The following is a 22,509-nucleotide window of genomic DNA, read 5'->3' on the forward strand; positions in this document are numbered from 1 at the left end:
CAATACAGATAAAAGCCGCTGAGTTTACTCGCTTAACCTAAGGTCACTCGCGCATTACGGAACATACGCATCCAAGGGCTATCTTCACCCCAAGCATCTGGATGCCAAGAGTTAGCGACCGTTCTGAACACACGTTCAGGATGCGGCATCATCAAAGTAACGCGTCCGTCAGTGCTACAAATGCCCGTTAGGCCATTTGGAGAACCGTTCGGGTTTTGTGGATACTGAGTCGCGATATCGCCCTTGCCATTGACAAAGCGCAGGGCAATGGTGCCTGACGCTTCGGCAATCGCCAGCGCTTCAGGGCTGGCAAACTCAGCCAAACCTTCCCCGTGTGATACGGCGATTGGCATACGTGAACCTGCCATACCTTGGAAGAATAGCGACGGACTCTGTTGCACTTCAACTAAGCTGAAACGCGCTTCAAAACGCTCTGAGCGGTTACGCACAAAACGTGGCCAATGCTCGCTTCCTGGAATGATTTCTTTCAGGTTTGACAGCATTTGACAGCCGTTACACACGCCGAGGGCAAAGCTTGAGTCACGTTCAAAGAAACGTGAAAACTCATCGCGCGCACGGTCATTAAACAGAATCGACTTGGCCCAACCTTCACCTGCGCCTAATACGTCACCATAAGAGAAACCACCACAGGCCACTAGACCTTGGAAATCCTCTAGGCTGATACGGCCAGATAAAATGTCCGACATGTGCACGTCGCGGCTTTCAAATCCAGCGCGATCAAAGGCAGCGGCCATTTCCACGTGGGAGTTAACGCCCTGCTCACGCAAAATCGCCATCTTAGGCGCAGCGCCTTTAAGAATATAAGGCGCGGCAACGTCAGTGCTTGGATCGAAACTTAAGTTAACCGTTAAGCCTAAATCGGTTTCGTCTTGCTTAAGTTTGAACTCTTCCAGTGCACACGCTGGGTTATCACGCATGGCTTGCATACGATAAGTGGTTTCTGACCACAAGGTACGCAGCGCAACACGGGTATCACTGAAAATTTCACGCGCGCCATCTTTAATGGTGATGCGTTGATCGTCAGCTAACGTCCCAATAACATGGCAAGGAACGCCCGCGATAGCAAACTGAGCAGCAATTTTCGCAGCGTTGTCGCGGCTCACTTGCAGCACAGCGCCGAGCTCTTCATTAAAGAGTCGCTCTAAATCCGTGCCCTGCAAGTCTTCTACATCTATGTCTAAGCCAGTATTACCCGCAAAGGCCATTTCCACTAAGGTGGTAAATAAGCCACCGTCGCTTCGGTCGTGGTAAGCGATAACGGATTTCTTAGCCACTAGATTTTGCATGGTTTCAAAGAAACCGCGCAGCAGTGCAGCATCGTCAAGATCCGGCGCAATATCACCCAGCTCACCAAACACTTGGGCTAAACAAGAACCGCCTAAACGATTTTTACCCGCACCGAGATCCACTAACAGTAAAGACGTTTCGCCTTTATCTGTGCGCAGCTCTGGCGTCACTGTATTACGAATGTCTTGTACCACGCCAAAAGCAGTGATGACCAATGACATGGGCGACGTCACGGTTTTATCCGCGCCATCTTGCTGCCATGCGGTCTTCATCGACATAGAGTCTTTACCGACCGGAATGGTCAGGCTCAGCTCTGGACACAGTTCTTCACCTACGGCTTTCACCGCTTCATAAAGACCCGCATCTTCACCGGGGTGACCCGCAGCAGACATCCAGTTGGCAGAAAGCTTGATACGCTTGAATGAACCGATATCAGCACCGGCGATGTTCATAATTGATTCAGCCACTGCCATACGGGCAGAGGCGCCAAAATCAAGCAGTGCCAGCGGTGTACGCTCGCCCAGTGACATTGCTTCACCGGCGTAGGTATCAAAGCTTGCCGCAGTGACCGCGCAATCGGCCACAGGCACTTGCCATGGACCCACCATTTGGTCACGGTTAACTAAACCCGTTACTGTGCGGTCGCCAATGGTGATAAGGAAGGTTTTATCCGCAACTGTAGGCAAGCTCAGTACGCGTTTAACCGCTTCTTTAACATCAATCTTGTTTTGTTCGAGCGCTGGCGATACCGCTTTGGCTGATACCACATCGCGGCTCATCTTAGGTGCTTTGCCTAATAAGACTTCGAGCGGCAAATCGATAGGATTATTATCGAAATGGCTGTCGCTAAGGGTCAGGTGTTTCTCCGCCGTCGCTTCACCCACAACCGCAAACGGGGCGCGCTCACGCTCACAGATGGCAGTAAATAGTGCGAGGTTTTCAGGGGCAACTGACATCACATAACGTTCTTGTGATTCGTTACACCAGATTTCCAGCGGGCTCATGCCTGGCTCATCTGAAGGCACGTTACGCAGATTGAATAAACCGCCGCGCTCGCCGTCATTCACAAGTTCAGGGAAAGCGTTCGACAAACCGCCCGCGCCCACATCGTGGATAAATTGGATAGGGTTTTTATCGCCAAGCTGCCAACAGCGGTCAATCACTTCCTGACAACGACGTTCCATTTCGGGGTTTTCACGTTGCACAGAAGCAAAGTCGAGATCTTCACTCGATTGACCCGATGCCATAGATGAAGCGGCGCCACCACCCAAACCAATGTTCATCGCAGGGCCACCCAGCACAATCAGCTTAGCGCCAACGGTGATTTCGCCCTTTTGCACATGTTCTTCGCGAATGTTACCTAAACCACCGGCCAACATAATGGGCTTGTGGTAACCACGCACTTCAACGCCGTTATGGCTGCTGACTTCCTGCTCGTAGGTACGGAAATAACCCACCAATGCCGGACGACCAAACTCGTTGTTAAATGCCGCGCCGCCCAGTGGGCCTTCGGTCATGATATCGAGCGCGCTAACGATACGATCTGGTTTACCGTAGTTACCTTCCCATGGTTGAACAAAACCTGGGATTTTTAAATTTGATACGCTAAAGCCCGTTAAACCTGCTTTAGGTTTAGAACCACGACCCGTTGCGCCTTCATCACGGATTTCACCACCTGAACCGGTTGCAGCGCCAGGATAGGGGCTGATGGCGGTTGGATGGTTGTGGGTTTCCACTTTCATCAGGATGTGCATAGGTTCAGTGTGGTAGTTGTACACCCCATCTGGATCGGGGAAGAAACGACCGGCAACCGAGCCTTCCATCACAGCGGCGTTATCTTTGTAGGCAGATAACACGTGATCAGGCGTGGTTTCAAAGGTGTTCTTAATCATTTTGAACAATGACTTAGGCTGAACTTCACCGTCAATGGTCCAATCTGCGTTAAAAATCTTGTGACGACAATGCTCAGAGTTCGCCTGGGCAAACATCATCAATTCGATGTCATGGGGATTACGGCCTAAACGGACGAAGTTTTCGACTAAATAGTCGATTTCATCTTCGGCTAAGGCAAGCCCCAATGCAGTGTTAGCCACTTCAAGTGCGCGGCGACCTTCCCCAAGAATATTGACGCTCTTAAACGGCGCAGGCTCAGTGCGCTTAAACAGCACATCGGCTTTGGCAAAATCGTCAAGCATGATTTCCACCATGCGATCGTGCAGCAACGCATTCAGGGCTTGTTGCTGAGGCGCAGTGAGCGCATCTGACTCGACATAATACGCAACGCCTCGCTCCAAACGCTTCACTTTACCAAGGCCACAATTGTGTGCAATGTCAGTGGCTTTTGAAGACCAAGGAGAAATAGTACCGGGGCGAGGAGTGACAAACAGGAGTGAACCTTGGGGGATATGAGCTTCTATCGCAGGTCCATAGGTGAGAATTTTTTCAAGTTGCTGGCGTTCATTTGTATCGAGCAACTCGCTCAAATCCGCTAAATGAACATACTCAGCATAGATTTGGCGTACCGGAAGCGCAGCGTTTTCGCAGGCCTCCATCAGCTTTTGCACCCTAAACGTCGAGAGTGCAGGGGCTCCGCGGATGATCTCCATCACGTCTATTCACCTTATTATTTATTATTGCAGGGGTCAGAGGTGGCGCTATTATAAGGAAATGTCTGCCACAAATCACCTGTGACCTTACGCAAAACAGTGTTTCCTGTGATATAAAAAACGCGACCATTTTTAGTCGCCATTTTCCCCCACGAATGATTTTTTTACGTTATCGCAGACAAACGGATATAATCCCACCAATGTCGGCCAGTTCACCACGCATGCCCCACTGTTAACTCGCTATCTATAATATTGATTTTATTTACTATAAGCATATTTAATGACTCGATTCCTGTTCGCTCTTATCTTAGGTTTCTTACTGACTGCCTGTCAGCAGGTGACCGTGGACGAAACAGAATTCGTGCCGAAAAAATTAACTGAGTTAAGAGTCGGGACACTTTACGGCCCACAGATTTATATGACATCTGGCCAAGGTGATAGCGGTTTCGATTACGATATGGCGGTATTGTTCGCCGAATACTTAGATGTGCCCTTAAAAATGGTGCCCTACACTAACCGTACCGAGCTGTACGAAGCCCTTAAAAAGAATGAAATCGACCTCATTGCCGCGGGCATGACAGAAACGCCCGCAAGGCGAGAACAGTTCCGCCTAGGGCCGCCGCTGTACCGCGTTAATCAAGTATTGGTGTATCGCGAAGGCATGCCAGCGCCCAAAGACATCAGCGACTTAAAAGGTAAGATTACTGTCATCGCCGACTCTTCCTTTGTCGAGACATTAACTCAATTGCAAAAGCATTATCCAACGCTGGTGTGGGATCAAATTACCGACAAAGACAGCGAAGAATTGCTGGCCATGATCGCCAACAAAGAAATTGACTACACCATCGCCGACTCCAGCAGCGTACAAATCAACCGCCGCTACTTGCCCGATCTGCGCTCAGGCCCCGTACTTGAAGAAAAGCTCGATGTGGTCTGGCTGTTGCCGCCGAACCGCAGTGATGAACTCATGAGCCAATTACTGGCCTTTTGGCACCAAGAAAAACTGGCTGGCACGCTCGATCATCTCAACGAAAAATACTTTGGCCATGTGAAGCGCTTTGATTATGTCGATACTCGGGCATTTATTCGCGCCATCGAAACCGTTTTGCCCCGCTATCGTCAGTTATTCGAAACCCATGCGGGTAATTTAGATTGGCGAAAACTTGCGGCGACTAGCTATCAAGAGTCCCATTGGAATCCCCATGCCCGCTCGGCAACGGGGGTACGTGGCATGATGATGTTGACTCAGCCTACGGCAAAAGAAATTGGCATCACCAACCGTTTGGATGCGGAAGAAAGTATCCGCGGCGGCGCGGCTTATTTGAACGATATGATCAATCGTCTGCCGGAATCCATTCCCGAGAGTCAACGTATGTGGTTTGCACTGGCGTCCTACAACATAGGGTATGCCCATGTTGAAGATGCGCGAAAGCTGGCTGAATCGATGGAGTTAAATCCCAATGCGTGGCGAGATTTAAAGAAAGTGCTGCCACTGCTGCAAAAGCGTAAATACTATCAAAAAACCCGCTACGGCTATGCCAGAGGCAGTGAAGCCGTCCATTACGTCGACAGTATTCGCCGCTACTACGACACGTTAGTCTGGGTGGATAATCAGTCGAAACAGCAAAACCCCGAGGAAGAACCGAGCGATCTTGCATCGGAAGAACCCGCCATTCCCGCTGGAACATTGAGCCCAGAACAACCTCAATAATCCGCATTGCCTGAGCCCAGTCTTTAGATCTGGGTTTCTAGAGACTTAAATCAAAAAGCCAAACTGCTAAACCAAAGCTCTGTGAGCTCAGCATCTGAAACTCAGTGCCAGAACCAAGCTGGCTTTACCAACTTAGGTTTACGCTTAAAAACATCGCTTAGTTCAGCTTATCTGACCAGTGCTATTGCTGCGCTCAAGTGCAACTGCTACTGTCTTGGAGTTATGACCTGCGATACATCACTGCAGGGCATCAATAATAACAATGAATGGGGTCAATATGAGAAGAAAAACCATCAGCAATACTGTCGCGCGTCGTCGTACTTTACTCAAAGTTCGCCATCGTCGTATTTTGAATCGTCAGAAACTGTTCTTTACTTTTATTCAGTCTCAGGATTAATCCTGTCGCTTTTACCACTGTTTACTCAATTGCTTGCAGCGCCTTTTGAGCCTGTTTCAGGGCTTTTTTCTCCTCTCTACGCCGTTTAAAAAAACGACTCAATTGCGCGCTACAAGCATCGGCTAATACACCCGATGTGACTTCAACTTGATGATTAAATGCCGGGTGTTGCAGTAAATTCACTACCGTACCCGCAGCACCGGTTTTTTCATCCCTAGCACCATAAACCACCCGCGCGATCCGGCTGTGCACCATGGCACCTGCACACATAGCACAAGGTTCAAGCGTGACATATAAAGTCGCGTCTAACAGGCGATAGTTTTCGACCAAACGCCCCGCTTCCCGTAAACATAAAATTTCCGCATGGGCGCTTGGATCGTGCTGACTAATGGATAAATTGTAACCGGTCGCAATTTGCTGGCCGTCTTTGACCAATACCGCCCCCACAGGCACTTCGCTCTCAGCTTCGGCTTTCTCGGCCATCAGCATCGCGACTTGCATCCATTGCTCGTCTTGCTGCGATTGTTCATTTTGCTGCGATTGTTCATCTTGCTGCATTTGGTCCACTCATGCCCTCTACCGATTAGCCAAAAAATAATGCCGGATTATATCAGTCAAACACAGATATTTCACGTTTGAGTCATTCAACTTAAATTAATCTATCAAACAACAAAAAAGGCGCACTAGGCGCCTTTTAATCGTTAATTCAAATAATTAACTTATTCCCATTCGATCGTCGCTGGCGGCTTGCCAGAGATATCGTAAACCACGCGGGAAATGCCATCGACTTCGTTGATGATGCGGTTTGATACGCGACCTAAGAAATCATACGGCAAATGTGCCCAATGGGCAGTCATAAAATCAACGGTTTCAACAGCGCGAAGTGACACAACCCAATCATATTTACGGCCATCACCCATAACACCGACTGAGCGTACAGGTAAGAACACGGTAAAGGCTTGGCTGACTTTATTGTACAGGTCAGCTTTATGCAGTTCTTCGATGAAGATAGCATCGGCGCGGCGCAATAAGTCACAGTATTCTTTCTTCACTTCACCTAAAACACGCACTCCAAGACCTGGTCCTGGGAACGGGTGACGATAAAGCATGTTGTATGGCAGACCTAACTCAAGACCAATTTTGCGCACTTCATCTTTGAACAGTTCGCGCAGTGGCTCAACTAAACCCAGCTCCATATCGTCTGGCAAACCGCCAACGTTGTGGTGAGATTTAATCACATGCGCTTTGCCTGTGGCGCTGCCAGCAGATTCAATCACGTCTGGATAAATCGTGCCTTGCGCTAACCATTTGGCATTGGCGCATTTTTTCGATTCTTCATCGAAAATTTCCACGAATACACGGCCGATGATCTTACGCTTAGCTTCTGGATCGGCTTCGCCTTTCATCGCGTCAAGGAAGCGATTTTCCGCATCAACATGAATAATGTTCAGACCAAAATGATCGCCAAACATTTCCATCACTTGCTCGGCTTCGTTCAAACGCAATAAACCGTTATCAACGAATACGCAGGTCAGTTTTTTACCGATAGCACGGTGCAGCAACATAGCCACAACCGAAGAATCGACACCGCCCGATAGCCCTAAAATCACTTCATCATCGCCGATTTGCTTCTTCAAGCGCTCAATCGCATCTTCGATGATAGAGGAAGGTTTCCAGTTAGCCGCACAACCACAAATGTCTAAGGCAAAGTGCGATAACATCCGCATGCCTTGGCGAGTGTGGGTCACTTCAGGGTGGAACTGTACGCCGAAGAATTGCTTCTCTTCGTTTGCCATAGCGGCAAATGGGCAAGTGTCCGTTTTAGCGACCGCCACAAACCCTTCTGGAATGGCCGATACTTTATCGCCGTGGCTCATCCATACGTCGAGTAAGGGTTTGCCTTCGCTGTTAACTGCGTCTTCGATGCCTTTGAATAGTAACGAATCTGTCAGCATTTCAATTTGAGCGTAGCCGAATTCACCTTCGCCCACACCTTGGATCACTTTACCACCCAGCTGCTCAGACATGGTTTGCATGCCGTAGCAAATGCCCAGTACAGGCACACCCGCAGTAAATACGTATTCAGGCGCACGCGGCGAGTTTTCAGCCGTTACACTTTCAGGTCCGCCAGCAAGAATAATACCGTTCGGGGCAAATTCGCGGATTTGGGCTTCTGTTACGTCCCAAGCCCATAATTCACAGTACACACCGATTTCACGGATACGACGGGCAATCAGTTGAGTGTACTGAGATCCAAAATCGAGGATCAGTATCTTGTGCTCATGAATATCGCTCATGGGTAACCTTTATCTCATCTATTGTTTTAACATTGCTCAACGCGGCGAGAGCCAGCCTTGAGTATTGGATCACACGCTTTACAAAGGGGCGGCTTATTGCCGCCCCCTCTTATCAAACGATTAAGAACCTGAACGGTAGTTCGGTGCTTCTTTAGTGATAGTCACATCGTGCACATGGGACTCGCCCATGCCTGCTGAAGTCACTTTCACAAATTGGGCTTTTTCATTCAGTTCTAGAATGGTGGCACAACCCGTTAAGCCCATGCATGAACGCAGACCGCCCATATGTTGATGGATGATTTCCTTCAACTTGCCTTTGTAAGGCACGCGCGCTTCAACACCTTCTGGGACTAACTTATCGGCAGCATTATCGGATTGGAAATAACGGTCAGAAGATCCTTGAGACATAGCGCCTAAAGAACCCATGCCGCGATATGACTTGTATGCACGGCCTTGATAAAGTTCAGTTTCGCCTGGCGCTTCCTCAGTTCCCGCAAACATTGAGCCCGCCATGATGCAAGATGCACCCGCGGCTAATGCTTTGGCTAAGTCACCAGAGAAACGAATACCACCATCGGCAATAACAGGAATACCTAGGCTCTTCATGGCTGCGGCAGCATCTGAAACGGCTGTGATTTGTGGCACGCCAACACCAGTTACGATACGAGTCGTACAGATAGAACCAGGGCCAATGCCCACTTTAACTGCGTTAACGCCCGCTTCGACCAGCGCTAATGCGCCTTCAGCCGTGGCAACGTTACCGCCGATAATTTGCAAATCAGGATGTTTTGCGCGAGTTTCACGAATGCGCTGTAAAACGCCTTCTGAATGTCCGTGGGAAGAATCGATAAGTAATACGTCAACGCCAGCTTTAACGAGTGCGTCAACTCGCTCTTCGTTACCTGCGCCCGCACCAACTGCAGCGCCAACACGTAAACGGCCTAACTCATCTTTACAGGCGTTAGGTTTACGTTCGGCTTTCTCGAAGTCTTTAACTGTGATGAGGCCTTTCAGCTTATAGTTATCATCAACCACAAGCACTTTTTCGATACGGTGTGAGTGCATCAACTTTTGCACTTCATCTAATTTAGTGCCTTCGGCAACTGTGACTAAACGCGCTTTAGGCGTCATCACTTCCTCTACCGTTTTGCTCCAATCCGTCACGAAACGTACGTCACGGCCAGTAATGATACCGACCAGCTCGTTTGCTTCGTTAACCACGGGATAACCCGCAAAACCATTCTTCAGTGTTAACACTTTCAGATCGGCTAAGGTCGTTGATGGTGTCACAGTTACAGGTTGTTGAACCACGCCCGCTTCGTAAATTTTTACTTTACGAACTTCTTCGGCTTGTTTTTCAATGCTCATGTTTTTATGAATAAAGCCTAAGCCGCCTTCCTGCGCCATAGCGATCGCAAGACGAGCTTCGGTAACTGTGTCCATAGCGGCAGACACAAGTGGGATATTCAATTCTATGGTATTGGTCAGGCGAGTTTTAAGAATGGCGGTATTTGGGAGTACAGTCGAATGCGCAGGAACAAGCAACACATCGTCAAAAGTAAGCGCTTCTTTAATTAAACGTAGCATATGCAACATCTCCCCAGTTGAGTAGGATTTAGAGGTGAAATATTGCGGCGGGATTATACCTTGCATATCGGCACTGGTAAATGGAAAATAGCAAATATCCCCATTTAATTGAGTAATTCGATGCAAGGCACCAAAAACAATATTTATACTGTCTCGCGGCTCAATGGTGAAGTCAGACAAATTCTCGAGGGACAACTGGGTAAAATTTGGCTCAATGGCGAAATATCCAACTTTTCCTCCCCCAGCTCAGGTCATTGGTATCTCACCTTAAAAGACCACTCTTCCCAGATCCGTTGCGCCATGTTTAAAGGCCGTAACCAAACGGTCAGCTTTAAGCCCATCAATGGTCAGCAAGTGTTAGTCAAAGGCGCGATCAGCGTGTATGAACCCAGAGGCGACTATCAATTATTAATTGACTCCATGCTGCCCGCAGGGGATGGATTACTCGCCCAGCAGTTCGATGCGCTCAAAATGAAGCTCGCCGCCGATGGATTATTCGCCGCCGACACCAAAAGACCATTGCCGAAAAATATCCAACGCATTGGCGTTATTACTTCGCCAACCGGCGCGGCGATTCGCGATGTCTTACACGTACTCGCAAGGCGCGACCCTTCAATCGAAGTCATTATCTATCCGACTCAAGTTCAAGGTGAAACCGCAGCTCAGAGTATTTGTCAGGCAATCAATATCGCCAACCAGCGTTTAGAAGTCGATGTATTACTGCTCACCCGTGGCGGCGGTTCGCTTGAGGATTTGTGGTGTTTTAACAGCGAAGCTCTCGCCCACACAATTTATAACAGCGCCCTGCCCGTGGTCAGCGCTGTCGGCCATGAAGTCGACACCACCATCAGCGATTACGTTGCTGATATTCGCGCCCCAACACCGTCTGCAGGTGCAGAGTTGTTATCCCAAGATAGCGACAATAAGGCGCAAAAACTCGCAACAGCCTTATCGCGCTTGCAACAAAGTGCGAAACATTATCAGCTCAAACAAGAAAGACGGCTCAGCTTGATTGAGCACAGACTGCAACGCCAAGATCCTAAACGGACCTTGCAACAGTTCGAGCAAAGATTCGATGAGATGCAATTAAGACTGGAGTCGGCGCTGTCGAATCGCTTGCACATACTCAGCCGCCGTCAGCAGTTGCTCGCAAGTCGCCTTGAACAGCAATCTCCCAAGCATAAGCTCGCCATTGAGGGTAACCGCCTAAGTTATCTTGCGAGTCGCTTACAGGATGCATTACAGGACAAACTGAGCCAAAGTGAGCAACGGATAAAATACGCGGCCCATCAACTCGAAACCGTCAGCCCGCTTGCTACCTTGAGCCGTGGCTACAGCATCACCACTGACATCCACAATCAAGTGGTCGACTCTGCCGATAAACTGACAATCGGTGATAGCCTGCAAACCCGCTTGCGCCATGGACAAGTGATATCAACCGTCACACAGATAAAGCTGCTTGAATAAGTTGATAGTTAGAATACTGATATTTATAGCTTAGATAAGCAATTTTATACTTAAGGTGAAAACAATAAGGCGCAGAATTTATCTGCGCCTTTCTATGTTGTCTAGTTTTGTTCTAGCATCCCATGCAAATGGTTTTATTGAATGCTGAATTGGCTAGCTTAAATGTAGTCTTACATCGACCCCGCGAGTATCGGCATACTCTTGGCGGCGCTTATCCATTCGCGATTGGTACAAGTTAGTGTCTGCCGAACGCAGCCATTCATGGGGATCGGCCACCTCAGAGTTTAACGATATCCCAAAACTGCACTGACAATCCTTAAAGCCTTGGCTGGCTAATTGTTCACCTAACCCATTTAACAAACTCAGCAATAGCGGGATCCCTGCCGAAGACGTCACAACCACAAACTCATCACCACTAATACGATAAAGCTTTAAATGCGCTAAGTCCGTTGCTTGCAATAACTGCACTATCGATTGCAGTAATCTATCGCCCTCTTGATGGCCGAGCGTTTCGTTAACACTTTTCAGGCTATCGATATTCAATAGCGCTAAAGCCATAGGCTGCACCACTTTATCGGCGAAGCCTAATTGAGAATTCATATATTCATCAAAGGCATAACGATTGCCGACTCGGGTCAAGCCATCTAAGCGGGCCTTTTCCCACGCAATCGCGAGCTCTTCAATATGCGCCTTACGTTCCTCTGCGAGTAACTTAAGCTTATTCGCTAACGCTAAGGACAACAGCAGCGCATCGGCCGTACCGCCCATCAGCGTCGCCAGCTCCGCATGTTCAATAAAGTCAGGGGTTAGGCCCATATTCCCGGGCAAAATAATCACCGCAGGCAAGAGTAAACAAGTAAAGGCGAGAATAAAATAACGTGCAGGAGCAAAGCCTTTCATCAAGCAGACATTACCACAGGTAATCGCTAAGGCAATCCACAACATGATCAGCACTGAGGCAATAATCGCCGTATAGGGCAACAACCAAATACTGGTCGGCAAAGCCACAATACAAGCAAACATCAAATACTGACTAAGGCGCCACAATCGTGGTGAGTAGCTAGGCAGCTGCAAGAAGTGCTTGTAAAACATGATATTAAAAATCGGCAAACTGATAAAAAACAGATGGTGCAACTCAAGGTAATGGAAATTAAACAAGTGCGCCGGCAAATGGAAGGTCAGTGCCCAGCCACCAAAATACGCGAAGACATAAAGGCCATAATAAAGAAAAGCTTTATCGAGAATAGATATATAAATCAGAATATTATATAAGGCGATAAACAATAAGCCGCCTAAGCACAGCAGCACGGCCATGGCGAGGCGATCAGACATCAACTGATGATCCGTCACGCTTTGCAGGGCAATCTCGGGAGGCGATGAATAATAACGGCTACTGAGCTTAACCAATAGCCAATAATCCGTCCCCATATTCAAGGTGACCTTACGGCCATAATCAAATAAAAATTCGTAGGGGGCACTGTAGCCGCTATGGGCATGTTGCGAACTGCCATCACTGCCGATTATCCAATAATCTACAGATTCGATAATCGAGTTACTCGCATCCACTACCCAATTCGACTGACGTTGATTGACCATCACAGGCGTGATCATCCAATAGTCACCGCCGGTTAAACTCACAGAGTTAGCTTCGTCGAGTTGGCCCATCCAATGGGGCACGGCATCAAACTGTTTTGGGGGCTGTTGATCCGCTTGAGCATGGAACAAATACGGCGAGTCCAACGCAATTTCAGCGCTTAATACAGAGGGACTTAATGTCCATATAAAAAGTAAAAAACACCAAAATAGGGTTTGTTTAAGTTTGTTCATCGGCTTATTTAAGTTAAAGGGCCATAGATCATTTAAACAGCTATGAAGTAAATGCTAATGCTGTCAATCTTAGTCGATAGTTGGAATTGTAGGTTAACTTTATGGCCACATTTAGTTTTTTACAATCAGTTAGGCTAAATTAGTCGAATATCCCATGCCGTATGGAGCTATTTTAGTCTCAAAGTCCAAACCGTGGTCTGAAATCCAAAATACAACTTAATACTGACTTATTTTTTGCTGGGATCCTATGCAGCCTCTATTGATGATTTTAGCCGCACAACTCCTGATTGCCAGTGGCAACCTCTTTGTCAAGTTGCTTGAAAATGATGCACCCGTGTTCCAACTGGTGCTCTACAGACAACTCTTTGCCACCTTGCTAGTGCTGCCTTTTGTGTGGCGCTTGCAGGGTAATCTCAAACTGAGCCCTTATTACAAAGTGCATCTTGCCCGCGCCCTATTGATTGGACTCGGCAATGCCATTTTTATGCTTGCCATTTTGCATCTTCCCCTCGCAACGGTAACCGCCGTGATTTATACCTCACCTTTGTTACTCCTCGTGCTTTCTGCGTTATTTTTGCATGAACGCATAGGCTATCGACGCTCAGTTGCGGGGATCATTGGTTTTACTGGCATTTTACTTATCAGCCAACCAACAGAGTTTAACCTGTATATAGGTTTAGCCTTTTTCGGCGCTATGACGTCGGCGTTGAATAGTTTGATTTTAAAGGCCTATTCGACCCATGAACATCCTTTCTCTATGCTCTTTTGGTCTAATGCCTTTGCGATGATATTTCTGATACCAGCGACCTTATACGAAGGCGCGGATTTTAGTTTGCCAGTAGCACAGGTGGGATTAACGTTGGGACTATTTTATATTGGTATGACTTATCTCATCATTCATGCCTATCGACGTGCCGATGCGAGCCAAATGGCGCCTGTTGAATATACCGGATTGATTTTTGCAGCCTTGTTCGGCTGGTGGATACTCGGTGAAGAACTCAGCCTAGTGATGTTAATCGGCATTGGATTAGTCATTTTCTCATCCATATTGCCCAGCTACAGCGAGCTAAAAGCAAAATGGAAAAGCCGGCGAAGTTGACCTTGGCCGGCTCTTGTCATCGACTGCTAAATTAACGCAGTGAGATCAAAACGATTGGTTTTAGAAGCGGAATTTGCCGCCAATATACACGCCATCTTCGAAAGTGAAATCGCGGGCGTCATCGTACTCATAGGCAATCTTGCGATAACCGACATAAAACGCCATGTTTGGCGTGACGCGATATTGCACTTTTGAATCGAGCTCATATTGGCCATCAACATTGCCAAACGACAAGACTGACGGTGCGTAGTAAGCGGCGGCGTGTAATGAAATATTAGGTCCCATAGATAGCGCATAACGGCCACCAACAGAAATGGCGCTGCCATTTGGAGAATAGTCAGACCAAAGCTGACTTAACTTAGCGCCAACTTCAAAGTGATGCACACCCACATCATGGGTCATGTGCATTGCACCTTGGGCAATATGGCCACCCTCGTCGGCATAGATATAACCTAACACTGCGTTAGTATCTTTGTTCAATTGCAGCTCTAACTCAGTAGAAACCACATCGTTGTTCAACCCAAGATTAAATTCTGACGCATTCACTTGCAGCGCTGCCGCACTCAATAATAAAACACTTGCTACTCTGAACTTAGCCATAAAAACACCTCAATAAATGACTGTGGGTAATAGCCGCGGATCATACCGAATAAATAAAGAAAATCAGCCTATTTGCGTATAAATGGGGATAATTTGCGAGGGATATACAAATGTAAAACAAACTCGAAACAGCTGAAGATCTAAGTCTTTTCACTTACAGCACAATTACACCGCTTGAATACGATCACCCACTAAAGACTGCATTATCGCTTCAGCGTCGACATTGGCACTTAAGGCTAAATAATACCAACCCACTGTGTTGCCCGTGCCGCGGATACTCAAATAATCACGCCAAAACTGAAAGCCCGCCTTCAACAAATTGGCTTGGCTCGACGTATTCTCGGCTCGAATAGTGGCGTATAAAATCGAGATCCCTAAAGCCTTCGCCACTTCGATACGTTTTTGCGTTAAACCTTGGGCAATGCCTTGACGTCGATAATGGGACGACACCACCAGATAACCCAATTCACCGACAGTGCCTTTACCAGCTTTTATCGCAGCGCAACCGACTATCTCACCCTCAAAGGTTTTCGCTAAGATCACCGCACGAGAATCGAAAAATACCTGATGATCCAGCGGATGGGCGTTATCATCACGCCCATCAATCAATTGGGCCGCCAGCGCTAATTCCTCTGGCTGTTCACTTATTACAAACTGAATGTCACTCATATCCAGATTAAACCGTTAATGTTGCCAACATACGGGGAGTGCACGCCACTTAGCTGTGCACTCATATCCCACTTCGCTATCACTCTCAAACTACAAATCTAACAGAGCACTATTGATATAACTTTTTATATACTAATGCACTACAGATACAAGAGGGTCGCCATACCTAAGAAAGTAAAGAAGCCCACCACATCTGTCACTGTGGTCAAGATCACTGAACCCGACAGCGCCGCATCTTGATTAAACTTCTGCAGCACCATAGGCACGACCACGCCAGCAATTGCTGCCACGGCCATGTTAATCAAAATTGCGCAGCCAATCACTATGCCTATGGTCGCTTCACCGAACCACCAGCCCGCGACTAAACCTATAACTATCGCCCACAAAAATCCGTTAACTATGCCAATACCGAGTTCGTTCTTCATTAACGAAAACAAGTTACCCGCTGAAATCTGTCCCATGGCCATACCGCGGATCATCAGCGTCAACGACTGACTACCCGCAATGCCGCCCATAGAAGCCACAATCGGCATTAACACTGCTAACGCGACCACTTGGGATAACACATTTTCAAATAAGCCAATCGTCGCCGAAGCGAGGAAAGCCGTCAGTAAATTGATCCCGAGCCACACAGCGCGGCGCTGGGCGCCCTTCATAATAGGCGCGAACAAGTCGTCGGACTCATCCATACCCGCAGTCGCCATCAATTGCGCTTCATAATGTTCACGCACTAAAGCGGTCGCAGTTCGCAGCGTCACGCGACCAATTAACTCTCCAGACTCATCGATCACAGGCAATTCGATTTCGCGGCTGTGCTCTATCGCTTCGGCCGCTTCCAATAAACTCGTGTCAGCGGATAACGCACGGCTATCCTCGGACAAAAGTGAAATCAATAATTCATCGGGATTATGTTTAAAAATGTCATACCGACGCACTGTGCCTTGATACTTATCCTGATCATCAACGATAAACAAATTGTCGTTACAATCGAGTTCAATACGGCGGAAAAAGCGCTGTGCCTGCGCAACGCTCGCCTTATCACTGAGCACCAACATTTGATGATCGGTATAACGGCCGATTTCATTCTCAGAGTACTGATCGTAGAGTTCGAATCGTTGTCGCTGACGCTCGCCCATCTGAGCCAAGGCGCGATCGGTAAAACTTTCAGGGAGATAATCACTCCACTCAATTAAATCTTCTGGGCTTAACTGAGCAAATAGCAAGTCCACTTCATTGTCGGGCATCCGTTTGAGGATCCCCATGCGCGGATCGGCACGCATTAAGCTCAACACTGTCACTCGGTCAGCAAATTCAACTTGCTGCCAACGCTCGTAACGCTCATCCAAGGGCAAGGATTCAAGCGCTAAGGCTATGGTTCCAGGTTCTGAGTCATTCAAAATTTCGCTAAACACTTCAGCTTGTTCTTCGCCTTCAACTTCAGTGAGTTGTTGAACAACCTGCCCCACGTCCGCTTGCATGTTTGTTTCGTATTCTGCGTCATTTTCTGTCACACAGATGCCCTTTTCTTTAGCTACAAAATTGCTGTAACTATATTGATAATTAAGTAAATTAGCAAACCCGCAAAATGAATTGCGCACAACTATATTGCTGAAAATCATTTTTGGGTTTATGCTGTTTGACTAAGATCCTATGGAGGTGAACATGACTACGAATATATACAGCCAATCAGCGACAGACATTCAAGGCAACACAGTAAGTTTAGAGCAGTATCGAGGCAAAGTACTCTTGATCGTTAACACCGCCAGTGAATGTGGATTTACACCGCAATACAAGGGATTAGAAGCATTATATCAAGAATACAAAGATCAAGGATTAGTGATTTTAGGCTTTCCTTGCAATCAATTTGGCGCCCAAGAAAAAACCGATGAGCAAGGAATTCAAGCCTTTTGTGAATTGAATTTTGGCGTGACGTTTCCGCTATTTTCTAAAATAGAAGTGAATGGCGAACATACTCATCCACTTTATCAATACCTTAAGAAAGCTGCTCCCGGTGTATTAGGTACTCAAGGTATCAAATGGAATTTCACCAAATTTTTAGTTAATCGCCAAGGCGAAGCGATTGAACGATTTGCATCGACCACGAAACCCGAAGCATTAGAAAGTAAAATTGCCGCTTTGCTAAAATAATTTACTCGCTATCTATTTGAAATTTTGCGTTTTATAAAAATTTAGATTTATTTTAACTTTTTTATGGAACTTTAACCGTACAAGCCCCCTCAAATGTATTGAACAGTGAATGTCTTTTTCATGTTCATCATCTCCCTGGGGCTTCTAGCGCGGCCCCCTTGACCTAGGAATAGGTCACTAGGCAACCATTGGGTTGCCTTTTTTTATCCCAATGATTTATATGTACAATAAATGTAATAGCACATTTCAACTGCTTTCTATCTCTCAGAAATTCTTTTTTAAACTTTTTAGGATTTTTTTGCGATATCGATGAACTTAATTAAAAATGGCGACTCTGAGTATAGGTAAGGATTAACGGATAAGATTAAATGCACCTTGAGAATGAAATATGTGAGTCGCAGTTTCATCTACTCAAATGACACAGTTTCTGTTTTATCGCATTGAGTCTAATTAGTTGGTCGTTCATCATCATCTCCCTTTTGGGACACAATAGAAAACACGCTAGCGCACTGAATTCTACTTGTATCCCGCACTGATTTCCTTGTGGCAACCTTAGGTTGCCATTTTTTTTGCTTAAATTTCAACAAGCGCTAACGCTAGCTCATAGATTAATAAGCTGACACGCGTTGAATTTTTATCGCTATGATTTTAATGTAAAACAAATGTAGCACTTAAGTGTGAGCGCTCAATATTTCCCAGAAAAATACCCCAGAAAATATTTTTAAACTTTTTGGGATTTTTTTCTGATATCGGTGAACTTAATTAAAAATGGCGACTCTGAGTATAGGTAAGGATTAACGGATAAGATTAAATGCACCTTGAGAATGAAATATGTGGAGTCGCAGTTTCATTCACTCAAATGACACAGTTTCTGTTTTATCGCATTGAGTCTAATTAGTTGGTCGTTCATCATCATCTCCCTTTTGGGACACAATAGAAAACACGCTAGCGCACTGAATTCTATTTGTATCCCGCACTGATTTCCTTGTGGCAACCTTAGGTTGCCATTTTTTTTGCCTAAATTTCTATACGCACCTAAATCGCTATAATCGCCTAAATGTCTATAATATTAGCGACTTGTCTAATTGAACTTGAATCGAAGGGTGATAGCCTGCGCGAGCCTTTGTATAGATATCTTTTAATTCAGTGTGATATCCCGCGATTTGCAGCTCAGCATAAAGTGGCCGCACAAATTTACCGCGTCCAATACGCACTAAATAAGCACTTAAAGCCTGCAACACAGGGTCGTAATGATTGCGAATCGCCACTCTAAACCAATCACAGGCAATTTCCGCATTAGTCGATTGAGTGAATCGGAACGTTTCGTCCAGATCCATCAGTTGCACTTGGCTGACGACTTCCGGTAATTGGGTCAGAAAATACTGCCAATGATGTACACGCCAATCTTTCACGCTTAATCGGCTCGCGGCCGTTCCCTGTAAAAAACACGCCAGCGCATCATCGACTTTATCTAAACTCATGGATGTTGGTCCGCAATATCCCTCGGGCAAACCTTCGCCATAAATCCACGTTAGCAGCTCGGCTTCGGTAATCTTATCTGAGTGTAATGGCAGTAAGGTTTGCTGCGCGTATTCGACAAACACTTCGGTGGTAATCGCCTTAAAGGCAAAATGATCCACATAGTTGCGTAAAAATTTATCGAACGCCACTCGCCCTAGCCTGCGCTCGAGATCATGGACAAACATCGAGGCTTTATCATAGGTAAAACGATTAAAGGCAAGGTTGGGATCGCCCTGTTGCACATTGGCGGGCAAGGTTTGTTTATCCTTAGGCAAAGACGCCATTTCTTCTGTTAAGCGACCAAACTCTATCACCCACTCCAACTCTGCCTGCTCTTTGCCGTAAACCGCTTCCACGATACGGTTAGTAAAGTAAGTCGTAAAACCTTCGTTTAACCAGAGATCTCGCCAGGTTGCATTACTGACTAAATTGCCCGTCCACGAATGCGCTAACTCATGGGCAACGGTTGACACTAAGCTTTTATCGCCGGCGATGAGTGTGGGCGTTAAAAAGGCTAACCGCGGATTTTCCATCCCGCCAAAAGGGAAACTCGGCGGCAAGATAATCATGTCATAACGGCCCCACACATAAGGACCTAACAATGACTCGGCAACGTCGAGCATATATTCGGTATCTTCAAACTCTTTTGCGGCGGCGACCAACATACTTGGCTCGGTATAAACCCCGCATCTTGGGCCTATCGCTTGAAAGGCAATATCACCGACGGCCAGCGCCATTAAATGGGTCGGGATAGGTCGTTCCATCTCAAAGTGAAACACACCATTAAGCGGTGTGTCGGGATGATTCATCGCACTCATCACTGCGCGCATGCCTTTGGGCACTTGCACTTTAGCATCAAAGGTCACTCTCGCCTTAGGCGTGTCCTGTAGTGGGATCCAGCTGCGGGCATTGATCGGTTGCGATTGGCTAAAGAGATAAGGTAACTGTTTACCCGCAGTTTGCTCAGGTGCTAGCCACTGTAATCCTTGGGCGGCTGGAGAGGTTTGATAGTGAATGCAAACCTGTTTGCAAGGTGACGTTGGCAAACTGATACATAATTTTTGCCCGAGAATGGAATTGGCTTCACTCAGTACAAATTCGAGCGGCTCCTCATTCGCTTCTATTAAAAAACTCACTGTATCAGTGGCATTGACGCTATCTGCAGCATTCACAGAAGTAACCGCGAGTATGGTTAGATCGCGGCTATCGAGCCAAAGCTCTGCTACATCGGGCTCAAGGTATTCCAAGGACAGCGTCGCTTTACCGAAAAGACGCTGCGCGTCAAAATCCACCACTAAATCCAAAGAGACATGTCTCACTTGCACTTGTTCGGTATTAGCAAAAGAATGGTAATCTCGGGTTAAATTCCAAGTCGTTGCATCCGCTAACTTATTCTTAGTTGTTTGTAACACTGTCGCCTCGATATTCAAGTTCTGGGCTCTGGGTTCAGGGCTCTGGGCGCTAGCCCTCTAAGCTCTGGCTCTTAATTGTTAGGGTAAGTTTGAATGCTTAATCATGAGTTGTATGCCACGCAGCTGTGGTGCAGCGCTTCATGACTTGCCACTGTTATAACTACACAGTCATAACTTGCCACTGTCATAACTCATCACGGATTGCTAGTCGTTATTATCGACTGCACATTTGCTCAGAGGCAAATCGTAACTGAGCTTTAAGTCAGCTTATCGGCACCTTATAGGCGAGTTTTTTGTAACAGTTCATCTTTGACGGCGATCGCAGAACAGCAATCGGTTTTCTTTCGTGATGCAAGATTTGCCCGTTGCGACGGCCAACAGCGCCAATAGCGATGTGCAAACGGAGCAAACGGAGCAAACGGAGCAAACGGAGCAAACGGAGCAAACGGAGCAAACGGAGCAAAAATCGAGGCTCGCGCTTCTTAATAAAAACAAAATGCAAAATTATTTAAAATATTTCGCACTTTCTCTGAACTAATTTAAGGATGCTGAGTCAGATATTATGAACCGAATCTTTGTAATGAGTTTCTTCGTTCATCATCATTCTCCTTTAGATGGTTTCTAGCGCGACCGTCCCAAGATTCCGAATTGGAATTTACAGCAACCTATTTAGGTTGCTTTTTTTATGCCTTTTATTTGGCATTTACCAAACATAATGACCAAACATCATCGCCCAGATAAAAACCCAGAAACAAAAAAGGACCTCCGAGGAGGTCCTTGATTAATAAGCCGTTTGGCTTACAAGCGGATACCCACTTGTTCTAAATCTTTAGCAACTACGCTCTTAGGCAGAGTCACATAACCGTCTTTCTCAACCACTTGCTGACCTTGCTTAGACAGCACATAACGTAGGAATTCTTTTTCCATTGGTGCTAAGTCTTTGTTTGGTTGCTTGTTCACGTAAACATATAGGTAACGTGATAGTGGGTAAGTACCGTTAGCTGCGTTTTCTGCAGTTGCTTCGATAAACTCTTCGCCTTTCTTAGCAATCGCAACTGCTTTAACACCAGCAGTTTTGTAACCGATACCTGAGTAACCAATCGCGTTTAGAGATTGAGAAACAGATTGCACTACAGATGCAGAACCTGGTTGCTCGTTCACGTTCGCTTTGAAGTCGCCTTTACACAGTGCGTGCTCTTTAAAGTAACCGTAAGTACCAGATACCGAGTTACGACCGTAAAGTTGAACGTCTTTAGCTGACCAGTTACCGTCTAAGCCCAGCTCGCCCCAACGTTGGATGTCGCTGCTACCACATTTGTGAGTAGAAGAGAAAATACCATCAACTTGTTCAACGCTTAAACCTTTGATTGGGTTATCTTTATGTACGAATACTGCTAAAGCATCGATAGCTACGCGAACCGCAGTTGGCTTATAACCATAATGTTTTTCGAACGCTTCAATTTCGTTTGGCTTCATCTTGCGGCTCATTGGGCCGAACTGTGAAGTGCCTTCTGTCAACGCTGGTGGCGCAGTAGAAGAACCCGCCGCTTGGATCTGGATGTTGACGTTAGGGTACATTTGTTTAAATTCTTCAGCCCAAAGTGTCATCATGTTGGCTAACGTATCTGAACCTACAGATGATAAGTTGCCTGACACGCCACTTGCTTTTTCATAAGTTGGCAGAGATTGATCAATCGATGCCATCGCAGTTGCAGAGAATACACCAGCAGCTGTTAGGGTAATCGCGCCGACAAGCTTTTTCAGTTTCATTATGTGCTCCAGTAGTAAGCTAACTAATTTGTAACTTAAGTTTCTTCAGACGCAGCCAGTATCAATCGCTACAATGACAATTCTATGTCT

At 46.6% G+C, this 22,509-nt stretch carries 15 protein-coding genes; 5 read left to right on the plus strand and 10 right to left on the minus strand.

Annotated elements, in window-relative coordinates; genetic code table 11:
• Window positions 1–32: 32 nt before the first annotated feature.
• Window positions 33–3,914 (minus strand): phosphoribosylformylglycinamidine synthase, encoded by a 3,882-nt coding sequence (gene purL, locus MO387_RS03825; RefSeq protein WP_242326059.1) that lies wholly within the window; start codon window positions 3,912–3,914, stop codon window positions 33–35.
• A gap of 280 nt (window positions 3,915–4,194) precedes the next feature.
• Here purL and mltF point away from each other — a divergent pair, with 280 nt between their 5' ends.
• Window positions 4,195–5,625, plus strand: a complete 1,431-nt coding sequence (mltF, locus tag MO387_RS03830) for a membrane-bound lytic murein transglycosylase MltF (protein WP_242326051.1) — start codon at window positions 4,195–4,197, stop codon at window positions 5,623–5,625.
• A 418-nt stretch (window positions 5,626–6,043) separates the two neighbouring features.
• On the opposite strand, the gene tadA is transcribed toward mltF, so the two are convergent.
• From tadA to guaB, 3 genes are all read right to left on the minus strand, one after another.
• Entirely contained in the window at window positions 6,044–6,580 is a 537-nt protein-coding gene (gene tadA, locus MO387_RS03835; protein ID WP_242326052.1) for a tRNA adenosine(34) deaminase TadA, read from the minus strand.
• Between the two features lie 161 nt (window positions 6,581–6,741).
• Window positions 6,742–8,319 carry a glutamine-hydrolyzing GMP synthase gene (guaA, locus tag MO387_RS03840; protein ID WP_006082475.1) on the minus strand — a complete coding sequence of 526 codons (1,578 nt, stop codon included), beginning with the start codon at window positions 8,317–8,319 and terminating at the stop codon, window positions 6,742–6,744.
• A gap of 120 nt (window positions 8,320–8,439) precedes the next feature.
• Window positions 8,440–9,906 carry an IMP dehydrogenase gene (guaB, locus tag MO387_RS03845; protein ID WP_006085677.1) on the minus strand — a complete coding sequence of 489 codons (1,467 nt, stop codon included), beginning with the start codon at window positions 9,904–9,906 and terminating at the stop codon, window positions 8,440–8,442.
• Window positions 9,907–10,026: 120 nt separating this feature from the next.
• Here guaB and xseA point away from each other — a divergent pair, with 120 nt between their 5' ends.
• On the plus strand, window positions 10,027–11,373 hold the full coding sequence (xseA, locus tag MO387_RS03850) for an exodeoxyribonuclease VII large subunit (RefSeq protein WP_242326053.1): 1,347 nt from the start codon (window positions 10,027–10,029) through the stop codon (window positions 11,371–11,373).
• A 153-nt stretch (window positions 11,374–11,526) separates the two neighbouring features.
• Here xseA and MO387_RS03855 read toward each other — a convergent pair whose 3' ends face one another.
• Window positions 11,527–13,200 (minus strand): diguanylate cyclase, encoded by a 1,674-nt coding sequence (locus tag MO387_RS03855; protein ID WP_107948489.1) that lies wholly within the window; start codon window positions 13,198–13,200, stop codon window positions 11,527–11,529.
• Between the two features lie 247 nt (window positions 13,201–13,447).
• On the opposite strand from MO387_RS03855, the gene MO387_RS03860 reads away from it, so the two are divergent.
• Complete coding sequence (locus MO387_RS03860) at window positions 13,448–14,299, plus strand: DMT family transporter (RefSeq protein ID WP_107948491.1); 852 nt, start codon at window positions 13,448–13,450, stop codon at window positions 14,297–14,299.
• Window positions 14,300–14,359: 60 nt separating this feature from the next.
• Here MO387_RS03860 and MO387_RS03865 read toward each other — a convergent pair whose 3' ends face one another.
• The 3 genes from MO387_RS03865 to MO387_RS03875 all read right to left on the minus strand — a co-directional run bounded on the left by MO387_RS03865 (window position 14,360) and on the right by MO387_RS03875 (window position 17,079).
• On the minus strand, window positions 14,360–14,899 hold the full coding sequence (locus MO387_RS03865; protein WP_106651115.1) for a YfaZ family outer membrane protein: 540 nt from the start codon (window positions 14,897–14,899) through the stop codon (window positions 14,360–14,362).
• Between the two features lie 165 nt (window positions 14,900–15,064).
• A complete protein-coding gene (locus tag MO387_RS03870) occupies window positions 15,065–15,568 on the minus strand; it encodes a GNAT family N-acetyltransferase (protein WP_107948493.1) in 504 nt (167 codons plus the stop codon).
• Between the two features lie 140 nt (window positions 15,569–15,708).
• Window positions 15,709–17,079 (minus strand): magnesium transporter, encoded by a 1,371-nt coding sequence (locus tag MO387_RS03875; protein ID WP_011846297.1) that lies wholly within the window; start codon window positions 17,077–17,079, stop codon window positions 15,709–15,711.
• Between the two features lie 151 nt (window positions 17,080–17,230).
• Between MO387_RS03875 and MO387_RS03880 the strand changes: the two genes are divergently transcribed.
• Window positions 17,231–17,716 carry a glutathione peroxidase gene (locus tag MO387_RS03880; protein ID WP_107948495.1) on the plus strand — a complete coding sequence of 162 codons (486 nt, stop codon included), beginning with the start codon at window positions 17,231–17,233 and terminating at the stop codon, window positions 17,714–17,716.
• 1,061 nt (window positions 17,717–18,777) lie between these two features.
• On the opposite strand, the gene MO387_RS03885 is transcribed toward MO387_RS03880, so the two are convergent.
• Window positions 18,778–20,649, minus strand: a complete 1,872-nt coding sequence (locus MO387_RS03885) for a M1 family metallopeptidase (protein WP_107950262.1) — start codon at window positions 20,647–20,649, stop codon at window positions 18,778–18,780.
• A 346-nt stretch (window positions 20,650–20,995) separates the two neighbouring features.
• Between MO387_RS03885 and MO387_RS03890 the strand changes: the two genes are divergently transcribed.
• Complete coding sequence (locus MO387_RS03890; protein WP_242326055.1) at window positions 20,996–21,187, plus strand: hypothetical protein; 192 nt, start codon at window positions 20,996–20,998, stop codon at window positions 21,185–21,187.
• A 260-nt stretch (window positions 21,188–21,447) separates the two neighbouring features.
• On the opposite strand, the gene MO387_RS03895 is transcribed toward MO387_RS03890, so the two are convergent.
• Window positions 21,448–22,419, minus strand: a complete 972-nt coding sequence (locus MO387_RS03895; RefSeq protein WP_006080906.1) for a phosphate ABC transporter substrate-binding protein PstS family protein — start codon at window positions 22,417–22,419, stop codon at window positions 21,448–21,450.
• Window positions 22,420–22,509: the final 90 nt, after the last annotated feature.

This window comes from Shewanella sp. N2AIL, from assembly GCF_022690845.1.
Classification (GTDB): domain Bacteria; phylum Pseudomonadota; class Gammaproteobacteria; order Enterobacterales; family Shewanellaceae; genus Shewanella; species Shewanella baltica.